The 25,585-nt window shown below is 74.9% G+C and carries 29 protein-coding genes and 1 other RNA gene; 12 read left to right on the top strand and 18 right to left on the bottom strand.

What is annotated here, in order from left to right; all coding sequences use genetic code 11:
• Positions 1-49: 49 nt before the first annotated feature.
• Positions 50-895, top strand: coding sequence for a siderophore-interacting protein (locus EBM89_RS04605; protein ID WP_122148282.1), 846 nt, complete (start codon positions 50-52; stop codon positions 893-895).
• 46 nt (positions 896-941) lie between these two features.
• On the opposite strand, the gene EBM89_RS04600 is transcribed toward EBM89_RS04605, so the two are convergent.
• Together EBM89_RS04600 and EBM89_RS04595 are read right to left on the bottom strand one after the other, a co-directional pair.
• Positions 942-2,624 (bottom strand): SAM-dependent methyltransferase, encoded by a 1,683-nt coding sequence (locus EBM89_RS04600; RefSeq protein ID WP_122148281.1) that lies wholly within the window; start codon positions 2,622-2,624, stop codon positions 942-944.
• A gap of 74 nt (positions 2,625-2,698) precedes the next feature.
• On the bottom strand, positions 2,699-3,397 hold the full coding sequence (locus EBM89_RS04595; RefSeq protein ID WP_122148280.1) for an SOS response-associated peptidase: 699 nt from the start codon (positions 3,395-3,397) through the stop codon (positions 2,699-2,701).
• 143 nt (positions 3,398-3,540) lie between these two features.
• Here EBM89_RS04595 and EBM89_RS04590 point away from each other — a divergent pair, with 143 nt between their 5' ends.
• From EBM89_RS04590 to EBM89_RS04575, 4 genes are read left to right on the top strand one after another with little or no spacing between them, the layout of a single operon-like run.
• Complete coding sequence (locus EBM89_RS04590; protein ID WP_122148279.1) at positions 3,541-4,590, top strand: zinc-dependent alcohol dehydrogenase family protein; 1,050 nt, start codon at positions 3,541-3,543, stop codon at positions 4,588-4,590.
• Positions 4,591-4,619: 29 nt separating this feature from the next.
• The gene (locus tag EBM89_RS04585) at positions 4,620-5,867 is read left to right on the top strand and encodes a Nif3-like dinuclear metal center hexameric protein (RefSeq protein ID WP_122148278.1); all 1,248 of its coding nucleotides are present in this window, start codon (positions 4,620-4,622) and stop codon (positions 5,865-5,867) included.
• Entirely contained in the window at positions 5,864-6,604 is a 741-nt protein-coding gene (locus tag EBM89_RS04580; RefSeq protein WP_122148277.1) for a zinc ribbon domain-containing protein, read from the top strand. The genes EBM89_RS04585 and EBM89_RS04580 overlap by 4 nt, the downstream gene beginning before the upstream one ends.
• The gene (locus EBM89_RS04575; protein WP_122148276.1) at positions 6,604-7,335 is read left to right on the top strand and encodes a histidine phosphatase family protein; all 732 of its coding nucleotides are present in this window, start codon (positions 6,604-6,606) and stop codon (positions 7,333-7,335) included. Before EBM89_RS04580 ends, EBM89_RS04575 begins: the two co-directional genes overlap by 1 nt.
• Before the next feature lie 6 nt (positions 7,336-7,341).
• Here the strand turns inward: EBM89_RS04575 and EBM89_RS04570 are convergent, their stop codons facing one another.
• From EBM89_RS04570 to EBM89_RS04560, 3 genes are all read right to left on the bottom strand, one after another.
• The gene (locus tag EBM89_RS04570) at positions 7,342-9,879 is read right to left on the bottom strand and encodes an ATP-binding protein (protein ID WP_158609495.1); all 2,538 of its coding nucleotides are present in this window, start codon (positions 9,877-9,879) and stop codon (positions 7,342-7,344) included.
• A 158-nt stretch (positions 9,880-10,037) separates the two neighbouring features.
• Positions 10,038-11,900: a threonine/serine exporter family protein gene (locus EBM89_RS04565; RefSeq protein ID WP_122148274.1), complete on the bottom strand. Its 1,863-nt coding sequence runs from the start codon at positions 11,898-11,900 to the stop codon at positions 10,038-10,040.
• 130 nt (positions 11,901-12,030) lie between these two features.
• Positions 12,031-12,816, bottom strand: coding sequence for a YaaA family protein (locus tag EBM89_RS04560; protein ID WP_122148301.1), 786 nt, complete (start codon positions 12,814-12,816; stop codon positions 12,031-12,033).
• A gap of 104 nt (positions 12,817-12,920) precedes the next feature.
• On the opposite strand from EBM89_RS04560, the gene EBM89_RS04555 reads away from it, so the two are divergent.
• Together EBM89_RS04555 and rnpB are read left to right on the top strand one after the other, a co-directional pair.
• Positions 12,921-13,814 (top strand): hypothetical protein, encoded by an 894-nt coding sequence (locus EBM89_RS04555; RefSeq protein WP_233571534.1) that lies wholly within the window; start codon positions 12,921-12,923, stop codon positions 13,812-13,814.
• 15 nt (positions 13,815-13,829) lie between these two features.
• An RNA gene (rnpB, locus tag EBM89_RS04550) (RNase P RNA component class A) lies at positions 13,830-14,216 on the top strand.
• A gap of 70 nt (positions 14,217-14,286) precedes the next feature.
• Here rnpB and EBM89_RS04545 read toward each other — a convergent pair.
• From EBM89_RS04545 to EBM89_RS04540, 3 genes are all read right to left on the bottom strand, one after another.
• On the bottom strand, positions 14,287-14,997 hold the full coding sequence (locus EBM89_RS04545) for a M23 family metallopeptidase (protein WP_122148273.1): 711 nt from the start codon (positions 14,995-14,997) through the stop codon (positions 14,287-14,289).
• An 89-nt stretch (positions 14,998-15,086) separates the two neighbouring features.
• Positions 15,087-15,230, bottom strand: a complete 144-nt coding sequence (locus EBM89_RS21030) for a hypothetical protein (RefSeq protein ID WP_158609493.1) — start codon at positions 15,228-15,230, stop codon at positions 15,087-15,089.
• Positions 15,231-15,504: 274 nt separating this feature from the next.
• Positions 15,505-16,173, bottom strand: coding sequence for a M23 family metallopeptidase (locus EBM89_RS04540; protein ID WP_122148272.1), 669 nt, complete (start codon positions 16,171-16,173; stop codon positions 15,505-15,507).
• A 505-nt stretch (positions 16,174-16,678) separates the two neighbouring features.
• Here EBM89_RS04540 and EBM89_RS04535 point away from each other — a divergent pair.
• A complete protein-coding gene (locus tag EBM89_RS04535) occupies positions 16,679-17,080 on the top strand; it encodes a helix-turn-helix domain-containing protein (protein WP_158609491.1) in 402 nt (133 codons plus the stop codon).
• 393 nt (positions 17,081-17,473) lie between these two features.
• Here the strand turns inward: EBM89_RS04535 and EBM89_RS04530 are convergent, their stop codons facing one another.
• Both EBM89_RS04530 and EBM89_RS04525 read right to left on the bottom strand, forming a co-directional pair.
• Complete coding sequence (locus EBM89_RS04530; RefSeq protein ID WP_122148270.1) at positions 17,474-17,983, bottom strand: ASCH domain-containing protein; 510 nt, start codon at positions 17,981-17,983, stop codon at positions 17,474-17,476.
• Positions 17,984-18,200: 217 nt separating this feature from the next.
• The gene (locus EBM89_RS04525) at positions 18,201-18,701 is read right to left on the bottom strand and encodes a CAP domain-containing protein (RefSeq protein ID WP_122148269.1); all 501 of its coding nucleotides are present in this window, start codon (positions 18,699-18,701) and stop codon (positions 18,201-18,203) included.
• Between the two features lie 174 nt (positions 18,702-18,875).
• Here EBM89_RS04525 and EBM89_RS04520 point away from each other — a divergent pair, with 174 nt between their 5' ends.
• The 3 genes from EBM89_RS04520 (at position 18,876) to EBM89_RS04510 (ending at position 20,750) form a co-directional block, all read left to right on the top strand.
• A complete protein-coding gene (locus tag EBM89_RS04520) occupies positions 18,876-19,397 on the top strand; it encodes a GNAT family N-acetyltransferase (protein WP_439647164.1) in 522 nt (173 codons plus the stop codon).
• A 190-nt stretch (positions 19,398-19,587) separates the two neighbouring features.
• Positions 19,588-20,319 (top strand): hypothetical protein, encoded by a 732-nt coding sequence (locus tag EBM89_RS04515; protein WP_199731975.1) that lies wholly within the window; start codon positions 19,588-19,590, stop codon positions 20,317-20,319.
• Positions 20,320-20,432: 113 nt separating this feature from the next.
• Positions 20,433-20,750 (top strand): hypothetical protein, encoded by a 318-nt coding sequence (locus EBM89_RS04510; RefSeq protein ID WP_122148268.1) that lies wholly within the window; start codon positions 20,433-20,435, stop codon positions 20,748-20,750.
• Positions 20,751-20,761: 11 nt separating this feature from the next.
• Here the strand turns inward: EBM89_RS04510 and EBM89_RS21025 are convergent, their stop codons facing one another.
• From EBM89_RS21025 to map, 6 genes are all read right to left on the bottom strand, one after another.
• On the bottom strand, positions 20,762-20,914 hold the full coding sequence (locus EBM89_RS21025; RefSeq protein ID WP_158609489.1) for a hypothetical protein: 153 nt from the start codon (positions 20,912-20,914) through the stop codon (positions 20,762-20,764).
• Between the two features lie 150 nt (positions 20,915-21,064).
• The gene (locus EBM89_RS04505; protein ID WP_122148267.1) at positions 21,065-21,238 is read right to left on the bottom strand and encodes a CsbD family protein; all 174 of its coding nucleotides are present in this window, start codon (positions 21,236-21,238) and stop codon (positions 21,065-21,067) included.
• A gap of 91 nt (positions 21,239-21,329) precedes the next feature.
• Positions 21,330-21,725, bottom strand: coding sequence for a VOC family protein (locus EBM89_RS04500; RefSeq protein ID WP_122148266.1), 396 nt, complete (start codon positions 21,723-21,725; stop codon positions 21,330-21,332).
• A gap of 38 nt (positions 21,726-21,763) precedes the next feature.
• Positions 21,764-22,363: a M15 family metallopeptidase gene (locus tag EBM89_RS04495; RefSeq protein ID WP_122148265.1), complete on the bottom strand. Its 600-nt coding sequence runs from the start codon at positions 22,361-22,363 to the stop codon at positions 21,764-21,766.
• Positions 22,364-22,474: 111 nt separating this feature from the next.
• Complete coding sequence (ppgK, locus tag EBM89_RS04490) at positions 22,475-23,272, bottom strand: polyphosphate--glucose phosphotransferase (protein WP_122148264.1); 798 nt, start codon at positions 23,270-23,272, stop codon at positions 22,475-22,477.
• Positions 23,269-24,141: a type I methionyl aminopeptidase gene (gene map / locus EBM89_RS04485; protein ID WP_439647163.1), complete on the bottom strand. Its 873-nt coding sequence runs from the start codon at positions 24,139-24,141 to the stop codon at positions 23,269-23,271. Before map ends, ppgK begins: the two co-directional genes overlap by 4 nt.
• A gap of 68 nt (positions 24,142-24,209) precedes the next feature.
• On the opposite strand from map, the gene EBM89_RS04480 reads away from it, so the two are divergent.
• On the top strand, positions 24,210-24,383 hold the full coding sequence (locus EBM89_RS04480) for an SPOR domain-containing protein (protein ID WP_122148262.1): 174 nt from the start codon (positions 24,210-24,212) through the stop codon (positions 24,381-24,383).
• A gap of 3 nt (positions 24,384-24,386) precedes the next feature.
• Here the strand turns inward: EBM89_RS04480 and EBM89_RS04475 are convergent, their stop codons facing one another.
• Positions 24,387-24,836, bottom strand: a complete 450-nt coding sequence (locus EBM89_RS04475; RefSeq protein ID WP_199731974.1) for a hypothetical protein — start codon at positions 24,834-24,836, stop codon at positions 24,387-24,389.
• Between the two features lie 28 nt (positions 24,837-24,864).
• A partial coding sequence (locus EBM89_RS04470) for a M15 family metallopeptidase (protein WP_147463448.1) occupies positions 24,865-25,585 on the bottom strand: 721 nt, incomplete at its 5' end.

The raw sequence follows: 25,585 nt of genomic DNA, 5'->3' as shown, positions 1-25,585 counted from the left end.
CTGCTACCGTCGCGCGGTCAGGTAAGCCTCACCTCACCCCGGAGGACCCGTGGCTCGTCAGAACGTCAACGCCGCCCGCCGCAAGCCGGAGGTCTCCGAGCTGCTCACGCTGCACGTGCTGCGCACCGAGCGGATCTCCACCGGCTTCGTGCGCGTCACGCTCGGCGGCGGCGACGTCGAGCGGTTCCGGCCGATGGGCTACGACCAGTGGTTCCGGCTGTTCATCCCGGTCGCGGACGCCGCGTCGCTGTCCCGCCTGCCGAACAAGCTCGACACGCTGGCCTACCTGCGCTACCTCGCCATCGCGAAGACGCAGCGCCCGGTGCTGCGGAACTACACGGTCCGGGCGTACCGCCCCGAGGGCCCGCAGGGCCCCGAGGTGGACGTCGACTTCGTCGTGCACGGGTCCGTCGCGGACGGGACGTCCGGCCCTGCCGCGTCCTGGGCGCAGACCTGCGCGCCCGGCGACGCCGTCGCGATCCTGGACGAGGGCATCACGTTCCCCGCCGGGGCCACCCACGAGGACGTGCTGCTCGTCGCCGACGAGACCGGGCTGCCCGCCGTCGCCGGGATCCTCGCCTCCCTCGACCCGGGAACCCGCGGGCTCGCCGTGGTCGAGATCGCGCACGACGACGACCGGCAGGACCTCACGGGCCCCGCCGGCGTCGAGGTGCGCTGGGTGGTGCGCGAGGACCCGCACGCCGTCGCCGGACCGCTCGCGCTCGCCGCCGTGGAGGCCGCCCCGGTGCCCGCCGGGCCGGTCACCGCGTGGGTGGTGGGGGAGCAGGCCCTGGTCGCCGCCACCCGGCGGCACTGGGTGGGTGCGGGGGTGCCCAAGGGCGATGTCGTGTTCTGCGGCTACTGGAAGGCCGCGAAGGTGCACGCCGCGGCGTGAGCCGACCGCCCGTCGCCCACCCGGTGCGGCGACGGGGCGCCGGGGCTCAGCCCTCGCGGGGGCCCGCCACGCGGACGGCGCGCAGCACGACGTCCGCGACGTGGTGGGTGCTGGCGGCCCCGGCAGGGCGCGGCCGGGTCTCGTGCGCCTCGACCCGCCACTCGTCCGACGCGGCCAGCGCCGTGGCGATCTCCTCGATGCCGACGTACGCCTCCGGGTCGTACATCCGCGTCTGCTCGGCGGGGTCCGGCGCCGTGTCGAGCCAGGACAGGTCGTGGCTGACCACCAGCAGGGTGCCGCCAACCGCGACGGCGCCGAGCAGGTTGCGCAGCCCGCGCTGCTCGGGGGTGCGCTGGAACGAGCCGTACTGCAGCGAGACCAGGTCGTACCGGTCGTCGCCGTACGCGGCCACCGCGTTGGCGTCCCGGTGCAGCGTGCGCACCTCCACGCCGCGCTGCGCGGCCGCGGCGCTGATCCGGGCGAGGGCGTTGCCGGACACGTCGGTGGCGGTGACCCGCCAGCCCTGCTCGGCCAGCCAGATCGCGTCGCCGCCCTCGCCCGCACCGACGTCGAGGGCGCGACCGGGGGCGAGACCCGCCACCTCGGCGACCAGCGTGCCGTTGGGGTTGCCGCTCCACACGTGCTGCTCGCCGTCGTACCGGCCGTCCCACTCCGCCTGTGTGCCCGACGCTCGCCCAGCGGCGAGGTCTTCCGCCGCGAGGTCGAAGGCGATCTGCGCGCCGACCAGGCTGCCCGCCGCCGCAGACGGCAGGACCTGCGCCATCGGGTCGGTGACGTTGCCCGCCGCGAAGACACCCGTGACGTCGGTGCGTCCGGTGGCGTCGACCGCGAGCACCTCGCCGAGGCCGCTGGGGTGCGGCACCGCCGCGAGGCCGAGGTCGGCCAGCATCCCGACCCGGGCGTGGAACCGGCTGCCGGTGAGGACCGCGTCCGCGGGCAGCGCGCTGCCGTCAGCGAGCACGACGCGCAGCGCGCCGTCTGCGACCTCGTCACCGGTGGCGTCCGTGACACGCTGCACGGCGCCGGTCAGGACGGGGATGCCGGCGCCGGTCAGCGCCTCGACGGCGGCGGGGTCGATGCCGGTCGGGTCGTGCAGCACGACGGTGAGCCGGTCGGTCAGGTGCCGCATCAGCGAGGTCGGGTGCAGGCCCATCGGGCTCGTGACGACCTGGACGACCCGCTGGTCGCGGATCTCCCAGCCGTGGCAGAACGGGCAGTGCAGCACCTGGCGGCCCCAGCGCTCGGCGAGTCCGTCGATCGCGGGGAGCTCGTCGGTGATGCCGGTCGCGACGAGCACGCGGCGGGCGACGAGGCCGTTCCCGCCCGACAGGGCGAGGTGGAACCCGTCGTCCTCGCGGTGCACGGACAGCACCCGCCCGGTGAGCACGTCGCCGCCGTAGCTCCGCACCTCGGCGCGGCCGATCTCCCGCATCCGGTCCGGCGGCGTGCCCTCCCGGCCCAGGTAGCCGTGCATGTGCTCGGCGGGCGCGTTGCGCGGCGTGCCGTCGTCGACCACGACGACGGACCGCCGCTGCCGGGCGAGCTGCAGGGCGCCCGCCAGCCCGGCGGCCGAGCCGCCGATCACGGCGACGTCGCAGCGCCGGACCACCGGGGGCGGGGCGCCGTGGTCGTGCTGACCGTGCTCGTGGTGGCCGTGCTGGTCGTGCTGGCCCTGGTCTGCGTGGTCCGAGGCGGGGGTCGTCGTCATGCTCCGACCCTAGGCACCGGCTCGCCGAAACCGGGAACGCTGTTGCCGTTCCGGCAAACCCTGCCCGGTGCGGCTCAGTCGACGGGCGCGACGAGGGACGCGTCGTCGTTCGCGACGTTGCCGACCGCGCGCCCGACCTCGCGGGGCACCAGGTGCGGCTCCGGGACGTGCACGAGCATCGCGCCGACCTCGTCCGCGGCCGTGAGCGTCGGGTCGAGCCACGGCCCCCACAGGTCGGGCGGGAGCAGCACGGGGCACCGGTCGTGGATGTGCCCGAGGGAGTCCGTCGCCGGGCGCGTGATGATCGTGACCGACCACAGCCACCGGGTCGGGTCGTCGTCGGCCTTGCTGTGGTCGCGCCACAGCTCGTACAGCCCCGCCGCGGTCAGGGGCTCCTCGGCGTGCAGGTAGTACGGGGTCTTCGGGCCGTGCTCGTTCGGCTGCCACTCGTAGTACCCGTCCATGGGCACCAGCGCGCGGCGCCGGGCGGCCGCCTTCCGGAACGACGGCTTGTCGAGGATCGTCTCGGAGCGCGCGTTGATCATCCGGGAGCCGATGGACACGTCCTTCGCCCACGACGGCACCAGGCCCCACCGGGCCGTGCGCAGCTGGCGGTGCGGGCCGTCGTCGTCCACCCGCTCCAGCACGACAGGCACGTCCTGGGTCGGCGCGACGTTCCAGGACGGCCCGCGGTGCTCGCCGAGGATCCGGTCCACGGCGAGGTCGCGCTCGAGCTGGTCGGCGGCGCGGGTCTGCGCGTAGCGGCCACACATAGGGGCCAGTGTGCGGGCGACCACCGACACGCACCACCGCGTCCCCGCCGTCCGCCACCGGCCCGCGCGGACCCGGGCGCCCGGTGGACCCGCGCCCATGGCGTGAAAAGGACCTCCCCATCCCCCCGCCGTAGGGTGGCCGGGTGCGAGCGACTCTGATCCACGGCCCCCGCGACGTCCGCCTCGAGCAGGTCCCCGACCCGGTGCTGCACCGCCCCACGGACGCCCTGGTGCGCGTCGTGGCGTCCTGCGTGTGCGGCTCGGACCTGTGGCCGTACCGGGGCGTGCGGCCGACGCCGCACCCGCGGCGCATCGGCCACGAGTTCGTGGGCGTGGTCGAGGAGGTCGGCGCGGACGTGCGGACGCTGCGGCCCGGCCAGTTCGTGGTGGCGCCGTTCACGGTGTCCGACGGGACGTGCGTGCACTGCCGCGCGGGCTGGTTCACGTCGTGCGAGCACGGCAGCGGCTGGGGCGGCCAGGACGCCGAGGGCGTGGCGACCGACGCGGGGCAGGGCGAGTACGTGCGCGTCCCGCTCGCGGACGGGACGCTGGTGGCGATGCCGGACGCCCCGGACGCGGACCTGCTGCCGAGCGTGCTGACGCTCACGGACGTGATGGGGACCGGTCACCACGCGGCGGTGTCCGCGGGCGTGGTGCCCGGGTCGACGGTCGCGGTGGTCGGCGACGGCGCGGTGGGGCTGTGCGGCGTGCTCGCGGCCCGGCGGCTCGGTGCCGAGCGCGTGATCGCGTTCTCCCGGCACGCGTCCCGGCAGGCGCTCGCCCGCGAGTTCGGCGCCACCGACGTGGTGGAGCAGCGCGGCGACGAGGGCGCGGCGGCGGTCCGGGACCTGCTCGGCGGGGTCGGCGCGGACGCGGTGCTGGAGTGCGTGGGCACGAAGGAGTCGATGCAGCAGGCGCTGGACACCGCGCGCCCCGGTGGTCAGGTGGGCTTCGTGGGCGTGCCCGCCGGCGGGCCGGAGCTCCCCGTCCGGCAGATGTTCGACACGAACGTGGGCGTGCGGGGCGGCATGGCGCCGGTGCGCGGGTACATCGCGGACCTCGCCGCCGAGGTCTACGCCGGGACGATCCGCCCGGGTGCGGTGTTCGACCTGGTGCTGCGGTTGGACGACGTCGCCGAGGCGTACGCCGCCATGGACGAGCGCCGGGCCGTGAAGTCGATGCTGCTGCCCTGAGCGGCGCGGGGCCGGGTAGGTTCGGGGGCGTGAGCGCCAGCACAGCCCCGACCCTCGCCGACGTGGTCCGCCTGCTGGAGCGGCGGTACCCGCCCGCGACGGCGGAGCAGTGGGACCGCGTGGGCCTCGTCACGGGTGACCCCGCCCAGCCGGTCCGGCGGGTGCTGCTCGCCGTCGACCCCGTCGCGGACGTCGTGGACGAGGCGATCGCGTGGGGCGCGGACCTGCTGGTCGTGCACCACCCGCTGCTGCTGCGCGGCGTGCACTCGGTCGCGGCGACCGACGCCAAGGGCGCACTGCTGCACCGGCTCGTCCGCGCGGGCGTCGCCCTGTACACCGCGCACACCAACGCCGACGCGGCCGACGGCGGCGTCGCGGAGGCCCTGGCGCGGCTGGTCGGGCTGACCGACCTGCGCCCCCTCGTCCCGGCGCCCGCGGCGGCGCTGGACAAGCACGTCGTGTTCGTCCCCGCGGGCGACGCCGAGCGGCTGGTCGACGCGCTCGCCGCCGCCGGGGCCGGCGCGCTGGGGGAGTACACCCGGTGCGCCTGGACCTCGACCGGCGAGGGCACCTTCACGCCCGGCCCCGGGGCGAGCCCCGCGGTGGGCAGCGTCGGCGAGGCGGCGCGCGTGGTCGAGGCCCGGGTCGAGATGGTCGCGCCCCGCTCCCGGCGGTCCGCCGTGGTCGCCGCGATGCGTGCCGCACACCCGTACGAGGAGCCCGCGTTCGACGTGCTGGAGCTCGCCCGCTGGGACGCCGCCACCGGCACCGGCCGGATCGGCACGCTGCCCGAGCCGACGACCCTGCACGGGTTCGCCGAGCGGGTCGCCGCCGTGCTGCCCGAGACCGTGCAGGGCATCCGGTACGCCGGGCCGCCCACCGCGACCGTGCGCACCGTCGCCGTGGTCGGCGGGTCGGGCGACTCGCTGTTCGACGCCGTGCGGTCCGCCGGCGTCGACGCGTACCTGACCGCCGACCTGCGGCACCACCCGGCGTCCGAGCTGCGGGAGCGCGCGGAGTTCGAGGCGCGCGCGGGCGGCGACGCGAGCCCGCCGTACCTGGTCGACGCCGCGCACTTCGCCTCCGAGTGGCCGTGGCTGGCCGTCGCGGAGCGCGACCTGCGCACGGACCTCGCGGCGCTCGCCGGCGGGGCGTCGTCGGGTGCTCCCGGCGGCACTACGGTGGAGACCCGCGTCAGCACCCTGCGCACGGACCCGTGGACAGGTCGGGTGCCGTCGGCACCCCGCACCGCACCGTCGGAAGGACACCCCCAGTGACCCAGGCCACCCCGCAGGACCAGCAGCGGCTGCTCGACCTCCAGGGCCTCGACACCAAGCTCGACCAGCTCTCGCACCGCCGCACCTCGCTGCCGCAGCACGCGCGGATCGCCGAGCTCGACGGGCGGATCGCCGACCTGGACACCGCCGTCGCCGCGTCCCGCACCGCCGTGGGGGACCTGCGCCGGGAGCTCGCGAAGGCCGAGTCCGACGTGCAGCAGGTCCGCGACCGCGCCGCCCGCGACCAGTCCCGCCTCGACTCCGGGCAGGGCTCCGCGAAGGACCTGCAGGCGCTGCAGAGCGAGCTCGTCTCCCTCGCGAAGCGCCAGGGCGACCTGGAGGACGTCGAGCTCGAGGTCATGGAGCGCCTGGAGGCGCACGACGGCACCCTCACCGAGCTCACCACCGCGCACGCCGCCCTGCTGAACGAGCGTGCGGGCATCGAGGCCGAGCGGGACGCCGAGTACGTCGTCATCGACCGCGAGGCCGAGCAGGTCCGCACCCAGCGCGACGCCACCGCCGCGCCGCTCGACGCCACCCTGATCGCGCTGTACGACAAGCTGCGCGCGCGGTTCGGCGGCGTCGCGGTCGCCGCGCTGCGGCACGGCCGCTCCGGGGGCAGCGGCATGCCGGTCCCGCCGACGGAGCTCGCGCAGATCAAGGCGACGCCCGCCGACCAGATCGTGTTCTGCGAGGACTCCGGCCGGATCCTGGTGCGCGGCGAGGACGCGTTCTGATGGCCGCCGACGGGCCGGTGGCTCCCGCACCGCGGCACCGCCCCTCGGGCGCGGCCGTCCGGTTCGACGACGCCCAGCCCGTCACCGTCATCCTGGTCCGCCACGGCGAGACCGAGATGACGCTCTCGCGCGGCTACTCCGGCTCGTCCGAGCCCGGCCCGTCCCTCACCGGGCGCGGGCGCGGGCAGGCGGCGGCCGCCGCGGAGCTCGTCCGCCGGGTCGGCCACGACCTGTGGGGCGACATCCCGTTCCCCACGGAGCTCGTCGCGTCGCCGATGGTCCGCACGCAGGAGACCGCGGGCATCATCGGCGACCGCCTCGGCCTGGTCCCGCGCGTCGACGCCGCCTTCCAGGAGGCCGACTTCGGCGCCTGGCAGGGGCTCACCGCGGTCGAGATCGAGGAGCGCTGGCCCGGGCGCCTGGAGCCCTGGCACACCCGCGCCGACGTGCGGCCCGACGGCGGCGAGTCCATCGCGGACGTGGGGGAGCGCATCGGCGCCGGGCTCGACGCCCTGCTCGCGGCGGGCACCGACCGGACCGTGGTCGTCGTGTCGCACGCCGTGGCGATCCGCGCCGCGATCGGCCGGACCATGGGCGCGCAGCCCGGGTCGTGGAGCCAGCTGCGGGTCGCGCCCGCGTCCGTGAGCATCGTGCGGCTGTTCGAGGACCGGCGGTGCGAGGTCGCCGTGGTCGGCGCGCCGAGCGAGGGCTGGCCCGCCGCCGCGTCCTGAGCGGCCTCAGGACGGCGGGCATCGCGGACAGGTCCGCAGAGCCAGGGCCATCCGCGAGCTGGTCGCCCACTCGTCTCGCGCGACCCGCTCGTCTCCGCTCAGCGCGCGCGCCAGCCGACCGATCTGGACGTGGAACTCCCGGATGTGCTCCATCCCCGGGAGGACGACGTCTGCGTGGCTGCTCTGGTTCAGCCAGTAGCTGCCCCAGTGGGTGAGGATGCCGGCGAGCAACCGCCGGTCAGGTTCGCCGGGACCGTGCTCGGCACGTGAGCCGCAGCGGTCGACGACCGCGACTCGCTCCCCGAACTCCCTGCTGAGCTCGGCCATCTTCTGGGCGAGCGTGATCGACTGGGCAGTGAACCGCTTCTCGTGATCGACCCCGAGTACGGTGACGAGCTCGGCGGCGCACATCTCGAGCACCCCGCGCACCTGGTTCCCGAACGCGCTGCGGAACCAGAGCAGGCCGGACGCGCGCTCGACGTTCTCGCGGTAGAAGGAGTCGGCCTTGGTGAAGATCCCGAGCGACGTGCGGGGCGAGAAGACCGCGAAGCGATCGTCCGCGTCGACCTGCTGCTCGATGTAGTCCTGAACCGTGTGCATCGTGCGGTGCTCCGCGCTGACGCTCCAGAGCTGCTGGACGAAGCTGCGGCAGTGGGTGACGACCACGACCTGTCGGGGCGGAGCGTCATCGCCCCCGGCCAGCATCCGAGGGATACCGCCCCGCGCGAACTGAGCGAGCGTGTCCGCGTCGAGCATGTCTGTCGGGTCGTCCAGCACCAGCGCGGAGCCGGGCATCTCGCGGTCCAGGCGGGCCATCTGCACGGCCAACCCGAGCATGTCGAGCTGGGAGTCCGAGAAGCGCCCCAGGGCGTCCGGTCGGGGTTGCCCATCGGGGGAGCTGTCGGCGATCTTGAACCGGATCCCCGGTCGGCCGGACGTCCGGGTGCACTCAACGGTGATCTCGGGGGTCCCGGCTGGACGAAGGACCCGCAGCCATGCGTTGATCGGCCCCGCGAGTCCGGCGATACGGTCATCGACCACTCGTCGGGCATGTGCTCCGAGCTCGGTCGCTGCTTCCGCCAGCTGTCCGCGCAGTGCGTCAGCTCGTGCGACCGCGATGACGTGGTCCACCGCCGCGGCGAGAAGCCCGTCGACCTCCGACGCCCGGATCTCTGACCGTTCCCGTGCTCGGGCCGCCCGCTCCAGTGCGGCGTCGCGGGCCTCGCTGAGGCGGCGTGCATGGGTGGCGATGTCCGTGTCCAACGCAGAGAGCTGGCCGAGGATCGTGCGCAGATCGACGGTGTCGTCGAGCCGGATGGTGGCTACAGTTGCACGGCGCCGCTCGACGAGCCTCTGGAGCGCCTCCAGGGTGTCGCCCCACTCTCGTTCGGGGCCGTCGGGGGCCTGGTGCGCCGAGTGAGCAGGGGGAATCCATGGCTCGGACTCAGCGACCAGTCGAAGCAATGCCTCGGCCAGGTCGCCGCGTCGCGATTCCCTCTCGACCCGTGCCTGCGCCCGCATGATCATCTCTCGGAGCTCCGACACCCGTTCCGCCGTGAGTCTGCCGTCGTCGCAGAGCGGGCACACGCCACCGACCGGTGAGTGCTCGACCGCACCGTCCAGTGCCTCGATCAGGGCCACCGGGAGCTCCTGCCCATCGGGGCTGTCGACGTCATCGCCCGATGACTCGAGGTGGTCGAGCGCGGTGCGCGCGTCGTGCAGCGCCGCCAGAGGGACGGGCGCACTGACACGAGGAGGGACCCGATCGGGCCGCTCGGGTGCGGCGCTCACTCTGTCTCGAGCGGCGGCCCGAACTGCCGCTGACACTGCGGCTCTTTCCCGATGGTGCCAGGGCGTCGGCGCGTCCTGAACAGCTCTTGCGAGCGCAGCGACGTCCTGATTCGGCGCTTCGGGGATCGCGGCGAGACCTCGCACGAGCTTCGCGGCCTGTTGCCACGTGGCGACCGCTTCACTGAGTCCGAGGCTGGTGCCGAGGCGTTCCAGGCGTTCGGTCTGCTTGGCGCCGATGACGTCGCGCAGTCGTCGTCGTGGCAGCACCGCGATCGGTGGAGGGTCGTCAGCGGGTCTGCCGAAGGTCCCGGTCCACGAGCTCCCAGTGGCATCCACGACTCCCCACCGGACGAGGACGCGTGGTGGGAACGGGATCGCGCCCGCCTGGTTCCGGTGGGGGATGATCACGCTGTCGCGGGTCTCGGCGCTCGCGTCGGGGTGCTGAGCCGACGTGCTGGTCGCTCCCAGGGTGACGAGCTCGAGGGCGTCGCAGAACGACGTCTTCCCCACGCCGTTCGCGGCGTGCAGGATCGTGAGACCAGTGGAGAGGCGGAGGGTCTGCGGCGGTCCGAACCCCCGGACTCCGCTGATTTCGATGGTGTCGACCCGGCCAGGTCGGCGTGTCGACGTCGGCAGCGGTGGTGCGGGCGCGGCGATCGCAACCGCCTGGGCCGCAGTGAGGTTGTCGTCGACGATCAGCTTCTGGATGTGCGCGGCTATCGACTCGGCGCTGCCCCCCGGGTGCTTGCTCACGTCGGGCAGGGTATGGCCGCCACCGGCGCACGAAGGGTGAGTCTGCACCTAGTTCGGCCAGTCGGGTGATGTCACCGGGAACTGCGTAGGTGCTGCGCCTACGCGGTGCCTCGAGCGGCGGGAGAACTCCAGCCGCCGCCCGGGGGCCTTGCTCGGTCTCACACCATTCCGCTCCCGTCGGCGAGGTCCGGTGCGAGAGCTGCCGGGACGCCGGTTCGCCGGAGACGCACCCGACCCGGCAGCGAGCGCGCCGCGGCCAGCCCGACCACCACGCCCAGCGCGATGGCGACCATGGTCGCCGCCGTGGTGACCAGCGTGGACAGCCCGCCGGAGTCGCCCTCCAGCAGGCTCGTCACCCCGACCAGACCCAGCGCACCGGGCACCAGCAGCCAGAACGCGGGCAGGAACGACACCAGCGGCGACGGACCCGACGGGAACCGCGCGACCGCCAGGGCCACCGGCGTCATCGCCAGCGCACCGACCAGCGCGGACAGCACCCCGCCGAACAGGGCGTCGCCGAGGACCTGCGCCCCGTACGCCACGGCCAGCACCAGCACCACCCAGCCGATCGTGCGCGGCCGCCCGCACCGGAACACCACCGTGCCCGCGCCGAACAGCGCCACCCCCAGCCACGGCGTCACCGGTCCCAGGGCCGTGCTTTGCGCGTCCAGGTCCACCGCGGGCACGCCGACCAGCGCGGCCGCGCCCACGATCCCGCCCGCGAGCAGGGCGAGCTGCATCGTCCCGGCTGCGACCCGGCCGGCCCCGGACAGCATCTGCCCGGTCGCGAGCTCGATCACCCCGGTGGTCAGCAGACCGCCGGGCAGGAACAGCACCAACGGCGCCACCAGCGACGGCAGCACCCCCAGCTCCGGGACGACCCGGCCCAGCAGCAGCACCACCGCCGACACGGCGAACGCCGTCGCGACCGTCAGCACCACCTCGAGGTTGCCCGACGTCGGCGCGACCACGAGCTGCACCGCCCCGACCGCCAGCCCCAGCCCGCCCGCGACCAGCAGGTCCACCCACGTGCCGCCCAGCAGCGCCGCCAGGCCGACCGACAGCATCAGGTAGCCGCCGAGGCGGGCCAGCGCCCCGAACGGCGGCGTCGCCGCCCGCAGGAACGCGATCCGCGCCCGCACCGCGGCGGGCGGGTGCGTGCCGGACGTCGCGTCGCGCAGGACGTCGGTGAGGTCGTCCACCTGGTGCAGCAGCAGCGGGCGGCGCCCCGCCGACACGACCGCCGTCGCGACGCCCGACCCGTCCGGCACGGACACCAGCAGCGCGGTCGGCAGCACCACCGTCTCCGTGCCGGTGAGCCCGTGCGCGGTCGCGATCTCCTCCAGCTCGTCGGCGACCGACGAGACGGTGTGCCCGGCGTCGACCATCGCCTCGCCCGCCGCGACGAGCAGACGCAGCACGTCCGCGGGGGAGGCCGGGGCGGTGAGCGGGGCCGTGGGCGCGTCGTCCTCGTCGGGAGCGGCGGCCGCGGTCGCCGCAGCGGTCCGGGACCGGCGGGTCGCGATCGCGACCACCGCGACGGCGCCCGCCACGACCACCGCGAGGGCGCCCAGCAGCTGCCCCCAGGGCGTGGTCGTGGTGGTCACCGCAGGCGGGGTGAAGAACCGACGGGTGGTCGAGCCGGCGTCGTCCTGCGGCGGCGTCACGACCGTCGGGCTCGGCGACGGGGAGGGCTCCGTGCTGGGCGTCGGGGTCGGCTCGGGTGTCGCGGGGGACGTCGGGACCGGCTCGGGCTCCGGTTGCCCGGTGGGCCGGGGCGTGGGGGCGACGGTCGGGCCGGGCGACGGGGCCGGGCTCGACGAGGGCGACGGCGTGGGCGCGGGCGTCGCCGCCGGAGCCTCCGGGGCCTCGACCGCGGGGTCGTCGACCACTGCCGCGGGCGCATCGGGCGCGGTCGCGGCCCCCGCGCTCAGCGCACCGACCGCCCCGGCCAGCCCGGCGAGCGCGAGCACGAGGACGACGAGGACGGCGACGCCCCGGACGGCGCGCGTGCGTCGCATGGTCGTGCCCTCCCCGTGGTGCTGGTGCTCGTCCCGGTCGCCCGTCCCCGCCGGGGCCGCGCCTGCCGGACCGCCACCGTAACCGCCGGACCTGGGTGTCCTCGGCACCTCGGGTGATCGCGTCGGGGACTCAGGCCACGACGAGCGACAGCGTCGCCGCACCCGACGCCGTGGTGTCGAGCTCCACGGCCAGCAGGTCCGTGCCGACGAGCTCGCCCGCCACGCGGGCCAGGTCGCGCGGCGTCGCGGGCTCCTTGCCTCGGCGTGCCAGCAGGTGCCGCGTCAGCACCCCGCGGGTGTGCTTCGCGTGGTGCGACACCACGGACCGCTTCCCGGCGACCTCCCGCAGCACCCGGACCTGCACCCACGACCCCTGCGCGGCGCGCGCCGGACGCCAGGCCGCGAGGTACGTCGCCGACCGGCAGTCCACGACCAGCTCGCCCGCCTCAGCCCGCGGGTCCAGCTCCGCGGCCAGCGGCTCCCGCCACGCCGCCGCCAACGGACCCACGCCCGGCAGGTCCACGCCCATGGACAGCCGGTACGCCGGGATCTGGTCCTCCGGCCCCACCAGTCCCCACAGGCCCGACACCACGCGCACCGACTCCGCCGCGCGCCGCCGGCCCGTCGGAGTCAGCCGGTCCAAGCCCGCCGCCGCGTACAGCACCCCGGTGTACACCGAGCGCGCCTGCGCCGTCGGCGCCGACCGCAGGTCCACGTTCCGCGCCACCTCGTCCGCGATCCCCGCACCCACGCCCAGCACCTCGACGGCGTCGGGCCGGGCCGAGGTCGCCACCAGGGCGTCCAGCACCCGCTCCCGCGTCGCGGACAGGGCGGGGGAGGACAGCGACGCGAGGTCCAGGGCGTCGCCGCGCACCGGCGCGGTCTTCCCCTCGGACGGCGGGAGCAGGATCAGCACGGGCTGCACTGTAGGCGGCGCCGGACGCGCGCGGGGCGGGCGCGGGTGCGCGCCGGGACGTGCCGTTCACCACCTTGCACGCCGCGAGGTGCGACGATCAGCCCGTGCTGGGGCCGCTGGTGGACGCGACGACGAGACTCTGGGTGCGCGCGACGGGACGCACGGTCGACCTCGACCACGACCGCTGGTTGCGGGGTCCCGTCGGGGACGTCGCGCACGTCGGCGACGACTGGCTCGACGCCGAGGCCGACCGGCTCGGTGCCCAGGTCGCCGCACCCGCCGTCGGGCACGGAGCGTCGGTGCGCGGCCTGCTCGCCACCATGGCCGACCTGGACGGCCCCGGCTTCGTCGCCGCGACGCTCGCCCCGCCCGTGCGCCGGTTCTACGAGCGCACCTCTGCGTGGCGGCTCGACGCGTGGGTCGGCTGGGCGCCGTGGGCGTGGCCGTTCGGGTGGGCGGTGTCGGCGCTGTTCGCCCGGCGGCTCGACCAGCTCGCCCTCCCGCTGCGGTCCCTCGACCTCGCCCACGGCATGTCCAGCACCGTGACGCCGCTCGACCGCGACGGGCAGCAGGTCGGGGCGCTCTGGCTGCGGCGGCTACGCCGCACGGGACGGATCGTGTTCAGCGGGCTCTACGGGGTCGTCGCGGTGCCCGGGGCCGAGGCTCCGGTGGTGCGCGTCGCGTTCCCGCTGCCCCGCGGTCGCCTCGTCGTGCTGCTGCGGCCCCGGGCCGGCGCGGACGGCTCGCTGGTGCTCACCTCCGGGGCGGGACGGTGGGGCGACCCCGGTGCGTACCTCGTCGTCGACCACCCCGGCGTCCGCCGGGTCCGGGCGCGACGCATCCCGGTCCACGAGGAGTTCCGCGTCTTCGTCGACCCGGAGGGCGTCCTGCGCACCGACCACCGCCTCGACCTCGGGCCGCTGCCCGTGCTGCGCCTGCACTACCGGCTCACCGAGGCCGTCGAGGCGGCGTCCGGGAGCCGGGACCGGGACGTGTAGGCTGACCGGCGCGGATGAGCTGGCCAGGCGGCCGCGTCGGACCCCCGGGTCCGCCGAGGAACGTCCGGGCTCCGTAGGGCAGGGTGGTGGGTAACGCCCACCCGGGGTGACCCGCGGGAAAGTGCCACAGAGAGAAGACCGCCACCGGACGACCTTCGGGCCGACCGGGGGTAAGGGTGAAAGGGTGGTGTAAGAGACCACCAGCGCGCCGGGTGACCGGTGCGGCTAGGTAAACCCCACCCGGAGCAAGGCCAGACAGGGAGCGATCGAGGGCTGCCCGCCCGAGCTCCCGGGTAGGCCGCTGGAGGCGCACGGCGACGTGCGTCGTAGATGGATGGTCGCCACCCGCGCGAGGGTGACCGCGCGCGGGGACAGAACCCGGCGTACGTGCCAGCTCATCCGCACCTCAGACGCACCACGAGGCCCTCCCCACCGTCGGGCAGGGAGGGCCTCGGGGGTGTCTGCGGTCGGGTCAGGCCTTGACCCTGGCGACGATGTCGGTCGTCTGGGTGGTGAGCAGGTTGACGACACGGTTGCTGACCTCGCCGCTCGGCGTGAACTGCTGACGCAGCGCGAGGTTGACCCGCTCGTCGAGCTGGATGCGCTGGCGCTCGGACACCTCGCCGCTCGGCGCGAACTGCACGCGCAGCGCCAGCTCGGTCTGCGCCTTGATGGCGGCGTTGATCCAGGCCTTGTCGGCGTCGTTCAGGGGCATGTCGTCCTCCGGGGTGGTGGGCAGCGCGCCGAGGGCGCGCAGGTTGATGCCGCGGGCGGATGCCCACGTCTCGGGGTTGATGGCTCCGTTCTGCGACTCGCCCGGGTTCGGGCCGGCGGGGTAGGCCTCGAGGTGCAGGTGGATGCCGGTGGCGCGGCCGGTCTCGCCGCAGGTGCCGACGCGGGTGGCGGCCTGGACGCGCTGCCCTGCGCCGACGGTCGGTGCGGTGGCGAGGTGCTGGTAGCGGGAGTAGGTGCCGTCGTCGTGGACGACGAGCAGCCAGTGCCCTCGGATGGACGTGTATCCGACCCGGTTCACGGTGCCGGGGCCCATGGCGTAGACCGGGACCCCGGTCTGCCCGGGGCGCGGTGGGCCGATGTCGGTGCCGAGGTGCACGCCGGTCGGGCGTTGCTGCCCGAACGGCGCTGTGAAGCGGCCGTGCTCGATGGGTGTGCCCCATGTCGCCATGCGCTTCTCCTTTCGTGCGATGGACCCTCGCCCTGGTGGGTGGGGGAAACGGTGCCGCCGCGCAGCAGATCTGCGCGGTCGCTGCCGGGTCAGGCCTGGTCGCGGCCGGAGGCGTGCCTCGAGTACGTCGGTGTCGCCGCCGAGCCGAGCACGACGCGGGTCAGCCAGTCCGGGATGTGCTGCTCGACCCGGCGGGCGACGGCGTACCAGAGCGTGATCGCGACCGCCGACACGAGCGCGACGGTCGCGTCCGACGCGAGCCAGTCGGCCAGTGCCTGGCCGAGGTCACCGGGAAGGTGCGGGCCGAGCGCGGCGATCGCCTGGGCGATCGTCGAGCCCCAGACGGTGGGGACGACCGTGCGGAGCAGGGATGCGCCGTGGTCTCCGAAGCGGCTGCCCGCGCGCTACGAGGTGGCGTTCATCGGGGGCTCCTTCCTGAGCGGGTCGCGCAGACGCGGCCCGCCGGGCGCCCCGCCCGGTCGGCGCCGGACGGGGCGCGGGGCGCACTCAGAGCTGGGCGTTGATCATGTCGATCTCGGCGTCGTTGAAGTCGCCGCCGCGGAGCGTGCCGCCCAGACGGCTCCACAGCGTCCAGTGCTGCGGGGTCAGGTGGCGCTTGGGCTTGCCGGGGACGAGCGCGTAGACGGCGCCGCGGGTGTTGCGCATGAAGATGGGCATGACGTTGTCCTCCTCAAGGACGGGCGGGGTGGGCGGTGCGGGGTTGCTCGGCAGCGCGCCGAGGGCGCGCAGGTTGATGCCGCGGGCGGATGCCCACGTCTCGGGGTTGATGGCTCCGTTCTGCGACTCGCCCGGGTTCGGGCCGGCGGGGTAGGCCTCGAGGTGCAGGTGGATGCCGGTGGCGCGGCCGGTCTCGCCGCAGGTGCCGACGCGGGTGGCGGCCTGGACGCGCTGCCCTGCGCCGACGGTCGGTGCGGTGGCGAGGTGCTGGTAGCGGGAGTAGGTGCCGTCGTCGTGGACGACGAGCAGCCAGTGCCCTCGGATGGACGTGTATCCGACCCGGTTCACGGTGCCGGGGCCCATGGCGTAGACCGGGACCCCGGTCTGCCCGGGGCGCGGTGGGCCGATGTCGGTGCCGAGGTGCACGCCGGTCGGGCGTTGCTGCCCGAACGGCGCCGTGAAGCGGCCGTGCTCGATGGGTGTGCCCCATGTCGCCATGCGCTTCTCCTTTCGTGGGTGGTGTCCCCGTCCGGGTGGGCGGGGAGGCTGTGCGGGCCGGAGCGGGTTGCACGGCCCGGTGTCGGGACCAGGACCGGATGCCGGCGGAGGTGCCCGGCCGGGAGGGTGCCGGCACGGCCTGGTCGAGGCTGCCGCTCGCAGATCAGGCGTCCGGCGGCTGAGGACCGGGGGTGTGAAGGTCCACGGGGGTACGCCGAGCGCCTCGGCCAGTCCGAGCAGCTCGCGGAAGGTGAAGGCGGTCCGCGCCGCGAGCTTGCGGTTGAGCGTGGGGTAGGGGATTCCGGTCTCCACCGCCAGGCTGCGTCGGGACCGGCCGGACCCGCGGATCGCCTCGCGCACCGCGGTCGCGCTCCACTCGGTGACCGACCCTGCCTGCTGATTGCTCATGTGAACAAGCATCATGTCCGTACGAGCAACGAGTCAAGATCGAGTGATTGCCAGATCGGGCATTGTGATTGCTCGATCTGAGCAGTACCGTGTCCTTGTGAGCAGTCGAGAACGCGCGGAGGTCTTCACCCGACTCGTCGGGCTGGAGCTGAAGGGCCGGATCGTGAGTCGCGGATTCACGGCGCAGCAGGTCGCCCGGGCCGGCGGTCGGTCTCCGGCCGCCTTCAGCAGGTGGCTGAACGGGAAGGTCGAGATCCCGCTCGCCGTCCTGTGCGAGTCGTGCGAGATCATCGGCGTCGACCCGAAGGACGTCGTGGAGGCGGCCTACGGCCGCCTGGGTGCCGAGGGGCGGAGCGCCCCTCCGGCGGGCGCCACCGTCGCGCTCCGGGGCGCTCCGCACGCGGCAGACGTCGTCACGCTGTACCACGACGAGCTCGACCCGGACCGCGCGACGACGGCGGCTCCCGCGACGTCAGGCCGAGCGCCGCGGCGAGACTGAGGTCGAGGGCCTGTCGGCGTCCGTGATCGCTGAGGTGCGTGTCGATCAGCACGAGGTTGTGCGACCGGAAGAAGAGCATCGCAGGGCGGCGCCCCCGTTCGCTCTGCGGTGCCGGGAGGTCGTTCGCCTCGATGACGCGGATGCCCAGGAGGGCGAGGAGCCGCACCGTTCGTGCGTTGACGTCGTCGTCCATGCCTCAGGCTGCGGTCCGTGCACCGCCACCTAGGGGCGCCTGCGCGGGCGCCGGGGGTGGTTGGCCGGGGGTGCGCGCGCTGTGGTCATCGCGTGCGGACGCCGGGTCGACCGAGGTGCGGCGGCGACGTCGCCCGGAGCAGGTAGGTGCTGAGTGGCGAGTGGTGGGTGGTGACCGAGATGTAGCCCGCTCGACGGACGTCAGTCCGCCGCCTCCGGCGGCCACACCACCCGGAACCGCTCCAGCACGATCTCGTCCGACTCCTGCCACACGGCTCCGCGTGCGGCGCAGGTGCGCTCCCAGTAGGCCCGGTGCTGCTCGCGCCAGGTGGTGAGGGTGCGGTCGTCCTCGCCCTCGTCGAACGCGAAGTCGGCGTCGACCTCCCGGAAGGTGGCGAGCCGGAGCTCGGTGGTGCGCAGCACGAGGGCGGGTGCGCCGCGGCCGTCGCAGGCGACCCAGTGCGCGCCGACGCGGGGCAGGGGCTCGCCGCGGTGGGCGAACTCGTCCACGAGGTCGGCCGTCGCGCGCTTCTGGCCGTGCCGGACGACGCCGAGCAGCTCGTCGCTGAGCTCGACGAAGTCGCCGAACCGGTCCACGACGTACTCGTCGCCCGCGCGCACCGCCTCGGGGTGGGCGGCGACGTACGCGGCCCAGAAGGTGGCGGCGGCCTCGGCGTCGACGGGCGGGAGCGGGGTGCGGGGGCGGGTCACCGGGTCAGTCTCCCAGGGTCACCGGGGCAAGCGGAGAGCCCCGGAGCGGTGTCGCACCGCTCGGCCGGGGCTCTCGGCCGACCTCGTCGTGCATCCAGAACCTATGCCTCCGCGGAGCGATCGTCAAGGGATGGTCAAATCTGACCGGGTGGAAGCAAAGCGAGCGCCCCGCCCGGGAGGACCGGACGGGGCGCTCGTTCGAGCGGTGCGGTGGGGCTCAGTAGCCGCCGAAGACCTGGACGCCGTAGTAGGCGCCGTTGTGCTCGACCACGCCGATGCCGATGCGGTTGAACGCGGGGTTGACCATGTTGGCCTTGTGGCCGGGAGAGTTCTGCCACTGCGTGTACAGGTACACCGGGTCGAACGAGTTCATCGCGATGTTCTCCCCGGCGGTCCGCCACCCGGCCGGGATCTGTCGGCTGTAGTCCGGGTTGTGCCGGAAGTCGCCGGTCGTGGCCATGTGCGTCGCCCAGTTCGCGGCGACGGCGTCCATGGCGGCGTTCCGGACGAGGGCGGGCTTGCCCTCGCTCGCCCGCAGCTGGTTGGTGCGCTGCAGGATGGTCGCCTCGGCGGCGTCGGCGTCGGTCGCGGTGACGACCATGGTGGGCGCGTCGGCGGGCACGGTCGCGGCGGCGTCGGTGCCCGCGACGGCGGGCGTGGCGACGGCGACCAGACCGGTGGCCGCGAGGCTGCTGGTGATCCACAGGCGCTTCGACATGGGACTCCTCCTGGACTCCTCGGATGGGCACGAGGCCCGAACAACCCCATCGACGTTACGGAGGGCACCGACCCCCCGCGACCCGGGATGCGCTGTCCCAGGTCGCCCCGGCGGGTCGCCGACACGCGCCCGGGTGTGTCGGCGCGAGACCCTCGTCCGGCGCATGATGACGGGGTGGACGAGACCCCGCAGACCGCGTCCGTGCAGGTCGTGCCGATGTCCGCCGAGCACGCGGCGGGTGTCGCCGCCGTGCACGCCGAGGGCATCGCGACCGGTCACGCGACGTTCGAGCAGGCGCCCGCGGACTGGGCGGCGTTCGACGCCTCGCACCTGCCCGGGCACCGGTTCGTCGCGCTGGACCCCGGCAGCGGGGCGGTCCTCGGGTGGGTGGCGGTGTCGCCGGTGTCGGCGCGGCCCGTCTACGCGGGGGTGGTCGAGGTGTCCCTCTACGTGGGGTCGGCGGCCCGGGGGCGCGGTGTCGGCCGCACGCTGCTGGACGCCCTGGTGGTGTCGGCCCGTGACGGCGGGCTGTGGACGCTGCAGTCGGCGGTGTTCCCCGAGAACGCGGGCAGCCTCGCCCTGCACGCCGCCGCGGGGTTCCGCGTGGTCGGCGAACGCGAGCGGCTGGGCCGGATGGCGCACGGCCCGCGGGCCGGCGAGTGGCGGGACGTGCTGCTGCTGGAGCGCCGGCTGTAGGTGCCGCGCGGGGTGCGTGGCCGTCGCGAGCGGTAGGTGGCGGCTCGCCGACGACGATGGAGCAGCGGTCGCGTCCGGGACGGGGCCCGGACGTGAAGAACCCCGGCCGCGTCATGGTTCGAGACCAGAGAGGCGGATCCGGGGAGTTCACGACCAGCGTATCCGAACCGGCACGGGGAAGGGGAGCAGGGTGATCCCTCGGCACGCCGTCGCGCTGGATCGTGCCATCTCGCCGGACCGCTTCGGTACGTACCTGCGGGCCGCTGCCGGCGACCACGGACGAGCACTCGACCTGTACGTCTGGGACCGGGACCTCGCGGCGGCGGTGCTGGCGGACATCGCGATCGTGGAGGTGGCACTCCGCAACGCCCTCAACGGCGCGCTGACGGCCGAGCACGGCGACGAGTGGTACCTCCACGACATCGGCCTGGACGAGCGGTCGCGTGCCAAGCTCGCTGCCGCGTGGCGGCGTCTCCCGACGCGGGACCGCACGCCCGGGCGGATCGTCGCGCAGCTCATGCTCGGCTTCTGGGTCGAGCTGCTGGACGCTGGGGGCGTCGTGGGGTCGCGTCCGCCGCAGCAGTGGCCGGTCAGCTACGAGGAGCGGCTCTGGCGCCCCTGCTTGGCCGCGGCGTTCCCGGGCGGGCGGCACGAGGCGGCGGCCGCCGGAGCGCGGTTCACGCGGGCGTGGACCCACGGGCACGCGCTCGTCGTGCAGGCGCTGCGCAGCCGCGCGGCGCACCACGAGCCTCTGGTGACGGGCATCCCGCTGCCCGGCCGCGGGCAGTCTGCCCGGCCCCGGGTCTCCGTCGAGGAAGGGATCTCGACGTGCGCGCTCCTGCTGCGGATGGTGGACCGGGACCTGGCGGAGTGGGTGGCCGGAGAGTCGCGGGTCCCGGGGCTGCTCGCCGCCGCTCCATGACCCGGTCCGGCGCGCGCCAGGTGCGAAGGTCCCCCCGTCGGGGTGCCAGACGGGTCAGGCTGTCCCCGGGGGCTGGTGTCGACGGCCCCCGCAGGGGGACGTAGGGGGACGACATGCGACGTCGACGGCTGCCGCGGATCGCTGCGCTCAGCGGTGCGGACGCGGCGCTGGCCCGGCACGTGGCGGTGCACTCGCCCGTCGCGGCGGGTCCGGCGGCGCTGACCTGGACGCTCACGCTGCTGGCCGAGGGCGGCGGGCCGCTGGCGGAGAGCCGGACCACGTCGCCGGACTTCCCGGTGCCGCTCGCGGACATCGCGCAGGTGCACCTGGACGTGGTCGGCCTGGTGCAGGCGGGGGAGTGGGAGCCGGTGCCGGTGCGGGGCGGCGGCGTGCGGTTCCAGGCCCCGGTGCGGGTCGCGCCGCTCGGCTGAGCGACCGCGGGTCAGTCGTCCTCGTCGTCGAGGGGCGCCCGCTGGTGCGGGACCACGGGCAGGTCGGCGTGGTCGAGCGGCCCGGGGTCGCGGTCCCGCTCGTGCGGCGGTCGCGCGTCCGGTCGGTCGCGCTCGTCGTCCTCGCCCATCGTGCCCCCCGGCATCAGCCCTCCACGGTGCGGCCACGCTAGGGGCAGGTCCGCGTCCTCGCAGGTCGGGAGGCGCCCGTTCGGGTGAACAGGCGCGCGTCTCACCCGGTCCCGGCACGACGGAGCCCCGCCCCGCGAGTGCGGGACGGGGCTCGACGGCGGCGATCAGTGCTTGAACGCGTCCTTGACCTTCTCGCCGGCGTCCTTGATGTCGGCCTTCGACTGGTCGCTGCGGCCCTCGGCCTCGAGGCGCTCGTCGTCGCTCGCGCGACCCGTGGCCTCCTTGACCTTGCCGGCGACCTTCTCGGCGGCGTTCGCGATCTTGTCGTCCAGTCCCATGGGGTCCTCCTTCGACAGCCTGACCTGATGTCTCGACGGTAGGTCGGGGTGCGGGAGGTCGCATCCGGAGCGCCAGGTCAGGGGGGTGGAATCACCCGGCGGCGGCATCCCGGGCGACCTGCGCGAGGGTGCGGCTGAGCAGGCAGAACTCGTTGCCCTCCGGGTCGGCGAGCACGTGCCAGGAGACGTCGTCGCCCTGGCCGACGTCGGCGCGGACGGCCCCGAGGGCGAGCAGCCGGGTGAGCTCGGTCGCCTGGTCGTCGCCGTCGGCGGGACGCAGGTCGACGTGCAGGCGGTTCTTGGTGCGCTTGTCGTCCGGGACGGGGACGAAGATCCACGGGGTCGCGGCACCGTCGGGCGGCAGCAGGTCGACCGTGCCCTCGTCCTCGTCGGGGTCGACGGTCCAGCCGAGGACGTCGGCCCACCAGCGCGCGAGCGCGAGGGGGTCGTGGGCGTCGACGCTGAGCTGGCTCACCACGGTTCCCATGCGCCGCACGGTAGGACGGCCGCGCCCCGCGCGCCAGGTCACCCGCCGAGGCGGGCGGCCACCGCCGCGACCTCCTCGGGGGTGCCGACGATCTCCAGGTGCATCTCGTCGGCGCGGTCGAAGTCCCCGCCCCAGGCCACCACCGGGGCGACCTCGTCGAGGATCGCCCGCAGGGCGACGAGCTGCGCGTCGGTGAACGTGTCGCTCGCGCCCAGGGGGTGCAGGGTCGCGTTGAAGTCCACGGCGGTGCCGGACGCGTGGTTGGACAGGCCGTCGTCCTCGCCGCGCACGGGCCGGTACGCCCACCCCCAGGACGACGAGACGTCGATGGGCTCGACCTCGGCGTGGAACCGCTCGGCGACGTGCAGCAGCACGGTGTGCACGTCGCCGTCGAGCACGCGGCCGGTCACCCACGGGAACGGGGCGAGGCGCGGGTCGTCGCCGGACTCGACGGCGGGCCAGCCGTTGACGGACACAGGCCCGGTCGACCCGGTCGGGGCGGTGTCGGTGCCGCGGGTGCCGAGGGCGAGGGCGATCCCGGCGACCAGCACCACCGTCACCCCGACGAGCCAGGTCAGGCGGGTGCCGCGCCGGGGGCGCGGCGGTGCGTCGGCGGGGGTGAGCTGCAGGGTGACCATGTCCCCGACGCTAGGGACGGCGCCGGGCCCGCCGCGTCGGGCCGGGGACCGGTCCGGGGGCGCACCGGCCCTGATCCTCGGGTGGAGGCGGCCTCCACCCGAGGACGGGGGTCAGTCCCCGCGGACCCCGGCGACGGGGGTCCCGGCCTTCGCGGCGAGCGCCGCGGCCCCGACGATCCCGGCGGCGTTGCGCAGCTGGGCGGGCACGATCGGCGCGCGCAGGTGCAGCAGCGGCAGGAACTTCTCGTGGTGCTTGCTGACGCCGCCGCCGACGACGATGAGGTCGGGCCAGAACAGGTCCTCGATGACGCCGAAGTACCGCTGCAGGCGCTCGGCCCACTGCTCCCAGTCGAGGTCCTCGCGGTCGCGGGCGGCGTCGGACGCGCGGGTCTCGGCGTCGTGCCCGTCGATCTCGAGGTGCCCGAGCTCGAGGTTCGGGACGAGGACGCCGTCGGCGACGATGGCGGAGCCGATGCCGGTGCCGAGCGTGCAGATGAACGTGACGCCGGACGTGGAGCGCGCGGCGCCGTACACGGTCTCGGCGTACCCGGCGGCGTCGGCGTCGTTGACGGCGATGACCCGGCGGCCGGTCGCGTCGCCGAGCACGTGCTCGATGTTGGTGCCGATCCACGAGCCGTCGACGTTGGCGGCGGACCGCGCGACGCCGTGCTGCACGACGGCGGGGAACGTCACGCCGATGGGTGCGTCGGCGGGCAGGTCGAACCGCCCGACGAGCTCGGCGACGGTGGCGGCCACGGCGGCGGGCGTCGCGGGCTGCGGGGTGGGGATGCGGATGCGGTCGGCGGCGAACTCGCCGGTCGTCAGGTCGACGGGGGCGCCCTTGATGCCCGAGCCGCCGATGTCGATGCCGAACGCGGTGCCCGTCAGGGCCGTGTGGTGGGTGCTCATGGGAGTGTGAGGATCTCCGCTCCGGTGTCGGTGACCAGCAGGGTGTGCTCGAACTGGGCGCTGCGGCGCAGGTCCGCGGTGACCACGGTCCACCCGTCGTCCCACGTCGTCCAGTCGGGGGTGCCGAGGTTGAGCATCGGCTCGATGGTGAAGACCATGCCCGGCTCGATGACCTGGTCGTACATCGGCGCCGAGTCGTAGTGCGGGATGACGAGGCCGGAGTGGAAGGCCTCGCCGACGCCGTGCCCGGTGTAGTCCCGGACGACGCCGTAGCCGAACCGCGCGGCGTACTTCTCGATGACCCGGCCGATGACGTTGATCTCCCGGCCGGGCTTGACGGCCTTGATCGCCCGGTCCAGGGACTCGCGGGTGCGCTCGACCAGCAGCCGGGACTCCTCGTCGAGGTCGCCGACGCCGAAGGTCGCGTTGTTGTCGCCGTGCACGCCGCCGATGAACGCGGTGATGTCGATGTTCACGAGGTCGCCGTCGACGAGGACCGTCGAGTCGGGGATGCCGTGGCAGACGACCTCGTTGACGGAGGTGCACAGCGACTTCGGGAACCCGCGGTAGCCCAGCGTCGACGGGTACGCGTGGTGGTCGAGCAGGAACTCGTGCCCGATGCGGTCGAGCTCGTCGGTGGTGACACCGGGGGCGACGTGCCGCCCGACCTCCGCCAGCGCCTGCGCGGCGATCCGGGCAGCGACGCGGATGCGCTCGACCACCTCGGGGGCGACGACGTCGCTGCCCGCGTAGGGCGTCGGCGCGGGCCGGTCGACGTACTCGGGGCGGGGGATGCTGGCGGGCACCTGCCGACGGGGGCCGACGGTGCCCGGGACGAGCGCCGGCCTCGGCGCGTCAACGGACGTCATGGCTGGCAGTCTACGAACCAGGGGCCGCCTCCGGAGAACCGGCGGCCCGGGAGCACCAGGAGGGCGCTGTGGCCGACGAGTTCTACTTCAACACCGAGACCGGGCAGGTCGAGCAGGGCAAGCAGACGACGTGGGCGCACCTGATGGGCCCGTACCCGACGCGGGAGGCCGCGCAGCACGCCCTGGACAAGGCCCGCGCCCGCAGCGAGGCGTGGGACGAGCAGGACCGCGAGGACTCCTAGGGCTCACGCCTCGACGGTCACCCCGGCCACGGCGCCGGACGCGTCGAAGCGGACGGCGGGCCAGTACCCGTGCGGGAGGTGCTCGCCGCAGGTGTCGTCCAGGTGCAGCACGAGGTCCCCGCCGGGTCGGGCCTCGACGGTCTGCAGGGCGAGGTCCGTCGCGGCGTCGTCGAGCTCGACCTCGGCGGGCGTCTCCTCGCTGAGGTGCGTGACCACCGCGTCGGTCGCGCGCCGGGTCCAGCCGGGCACGTCGGCGGCGAAGGCGCCCAGGCGCTCGACCAGTGCGGCGGCCTCGTCCGGGTCCGCGGTGGTCAGCATCAGCTCCGGCGCGGGCGCGGTCTCCGCATGGAGCAGGTACGTGTCGTGGACGAGGACCTCGCCGTCCGTGAGCGTGGTGGTGGCGCGGGTGAAACCGCCCCACGGCGAGGTGATGACGGGGTACGTGTCGGTCACGCCACGTGATGCTACGGCCCGGGCTCCGTCAGGTCGTCCCGCCCCGGAGCCGGGCCGCGACCTCGGCGACCGCCGCGGCGTCGCCCACGATCTCGAAGTGCATCTCGTCGGAGCGACCGCCGTAGTCCCCGCCCCAGACCACCACCGGGGCGACCTCGGCCACGATCGCGTGGATCGCGTCGACCTGGTCGTCCGTGAACGTGTCGCGCGCCCCGATGGGGTGCTCGGTGGCGTTGAGGTCGATCGCGGTGCCGGAGGCGTGGTTCGACACGACGTCGTCGGACTCGCCGCGCACGGCCCGGTTCGCCCAGCCCCACGAGGAGTCCGGGTCGACGGGCTCGACGGTGGCGTCGAACCGCGCGGCGACGTGGTCGAGCACGGTCCGGACGTCCCCGGCGCGCAGCCTCCCGGTGACCCAGGGGGACTGCTCCAGCAGGTCGTCGTCCCCGCGCTCGAACACGGGCCAGCAGTTCTGCGACTGCGTCGCCGTGGGGACGCAGGTCGGGTCGGGGAGCTCGACCACGTCGGCGGCGGGGGCGGGTTCGGGTCCGGAGAGCAGGCGGCCGACGAGCAGCACGGGGACCCCGACGACGAGCAGGGCCAGGACGCCGAGGACGACGACGCCGCGGCGGGTCAGCCGCAGCCGGGGCGGCCCACCCGGTCGACCGGGCCCGCCCGGGCGAGCCGTGCCCGGGTGCCCGGAGGTGCGCGTCCCGCGTGGTGCGGCCTCCGTCCGGGCCGCCCGTGGC

Origin of the sequence: Cellulomonas triticagri (assembly GCF_003696205.1) — a bacterium.
In the GTDB taxonomy this organism is placed as follows: Bacteria; Actinomycetota; Actinomycetes; order Actinomycetales; family Cellulomonadaceae; genus Cellulomonas; species Cellulomonas triticagri.
The sequence above is the reverse complement of the archived record's forward strand: the minus strand, read 5'-3'. Positions and strand labels throughout refer to the sequence as shown.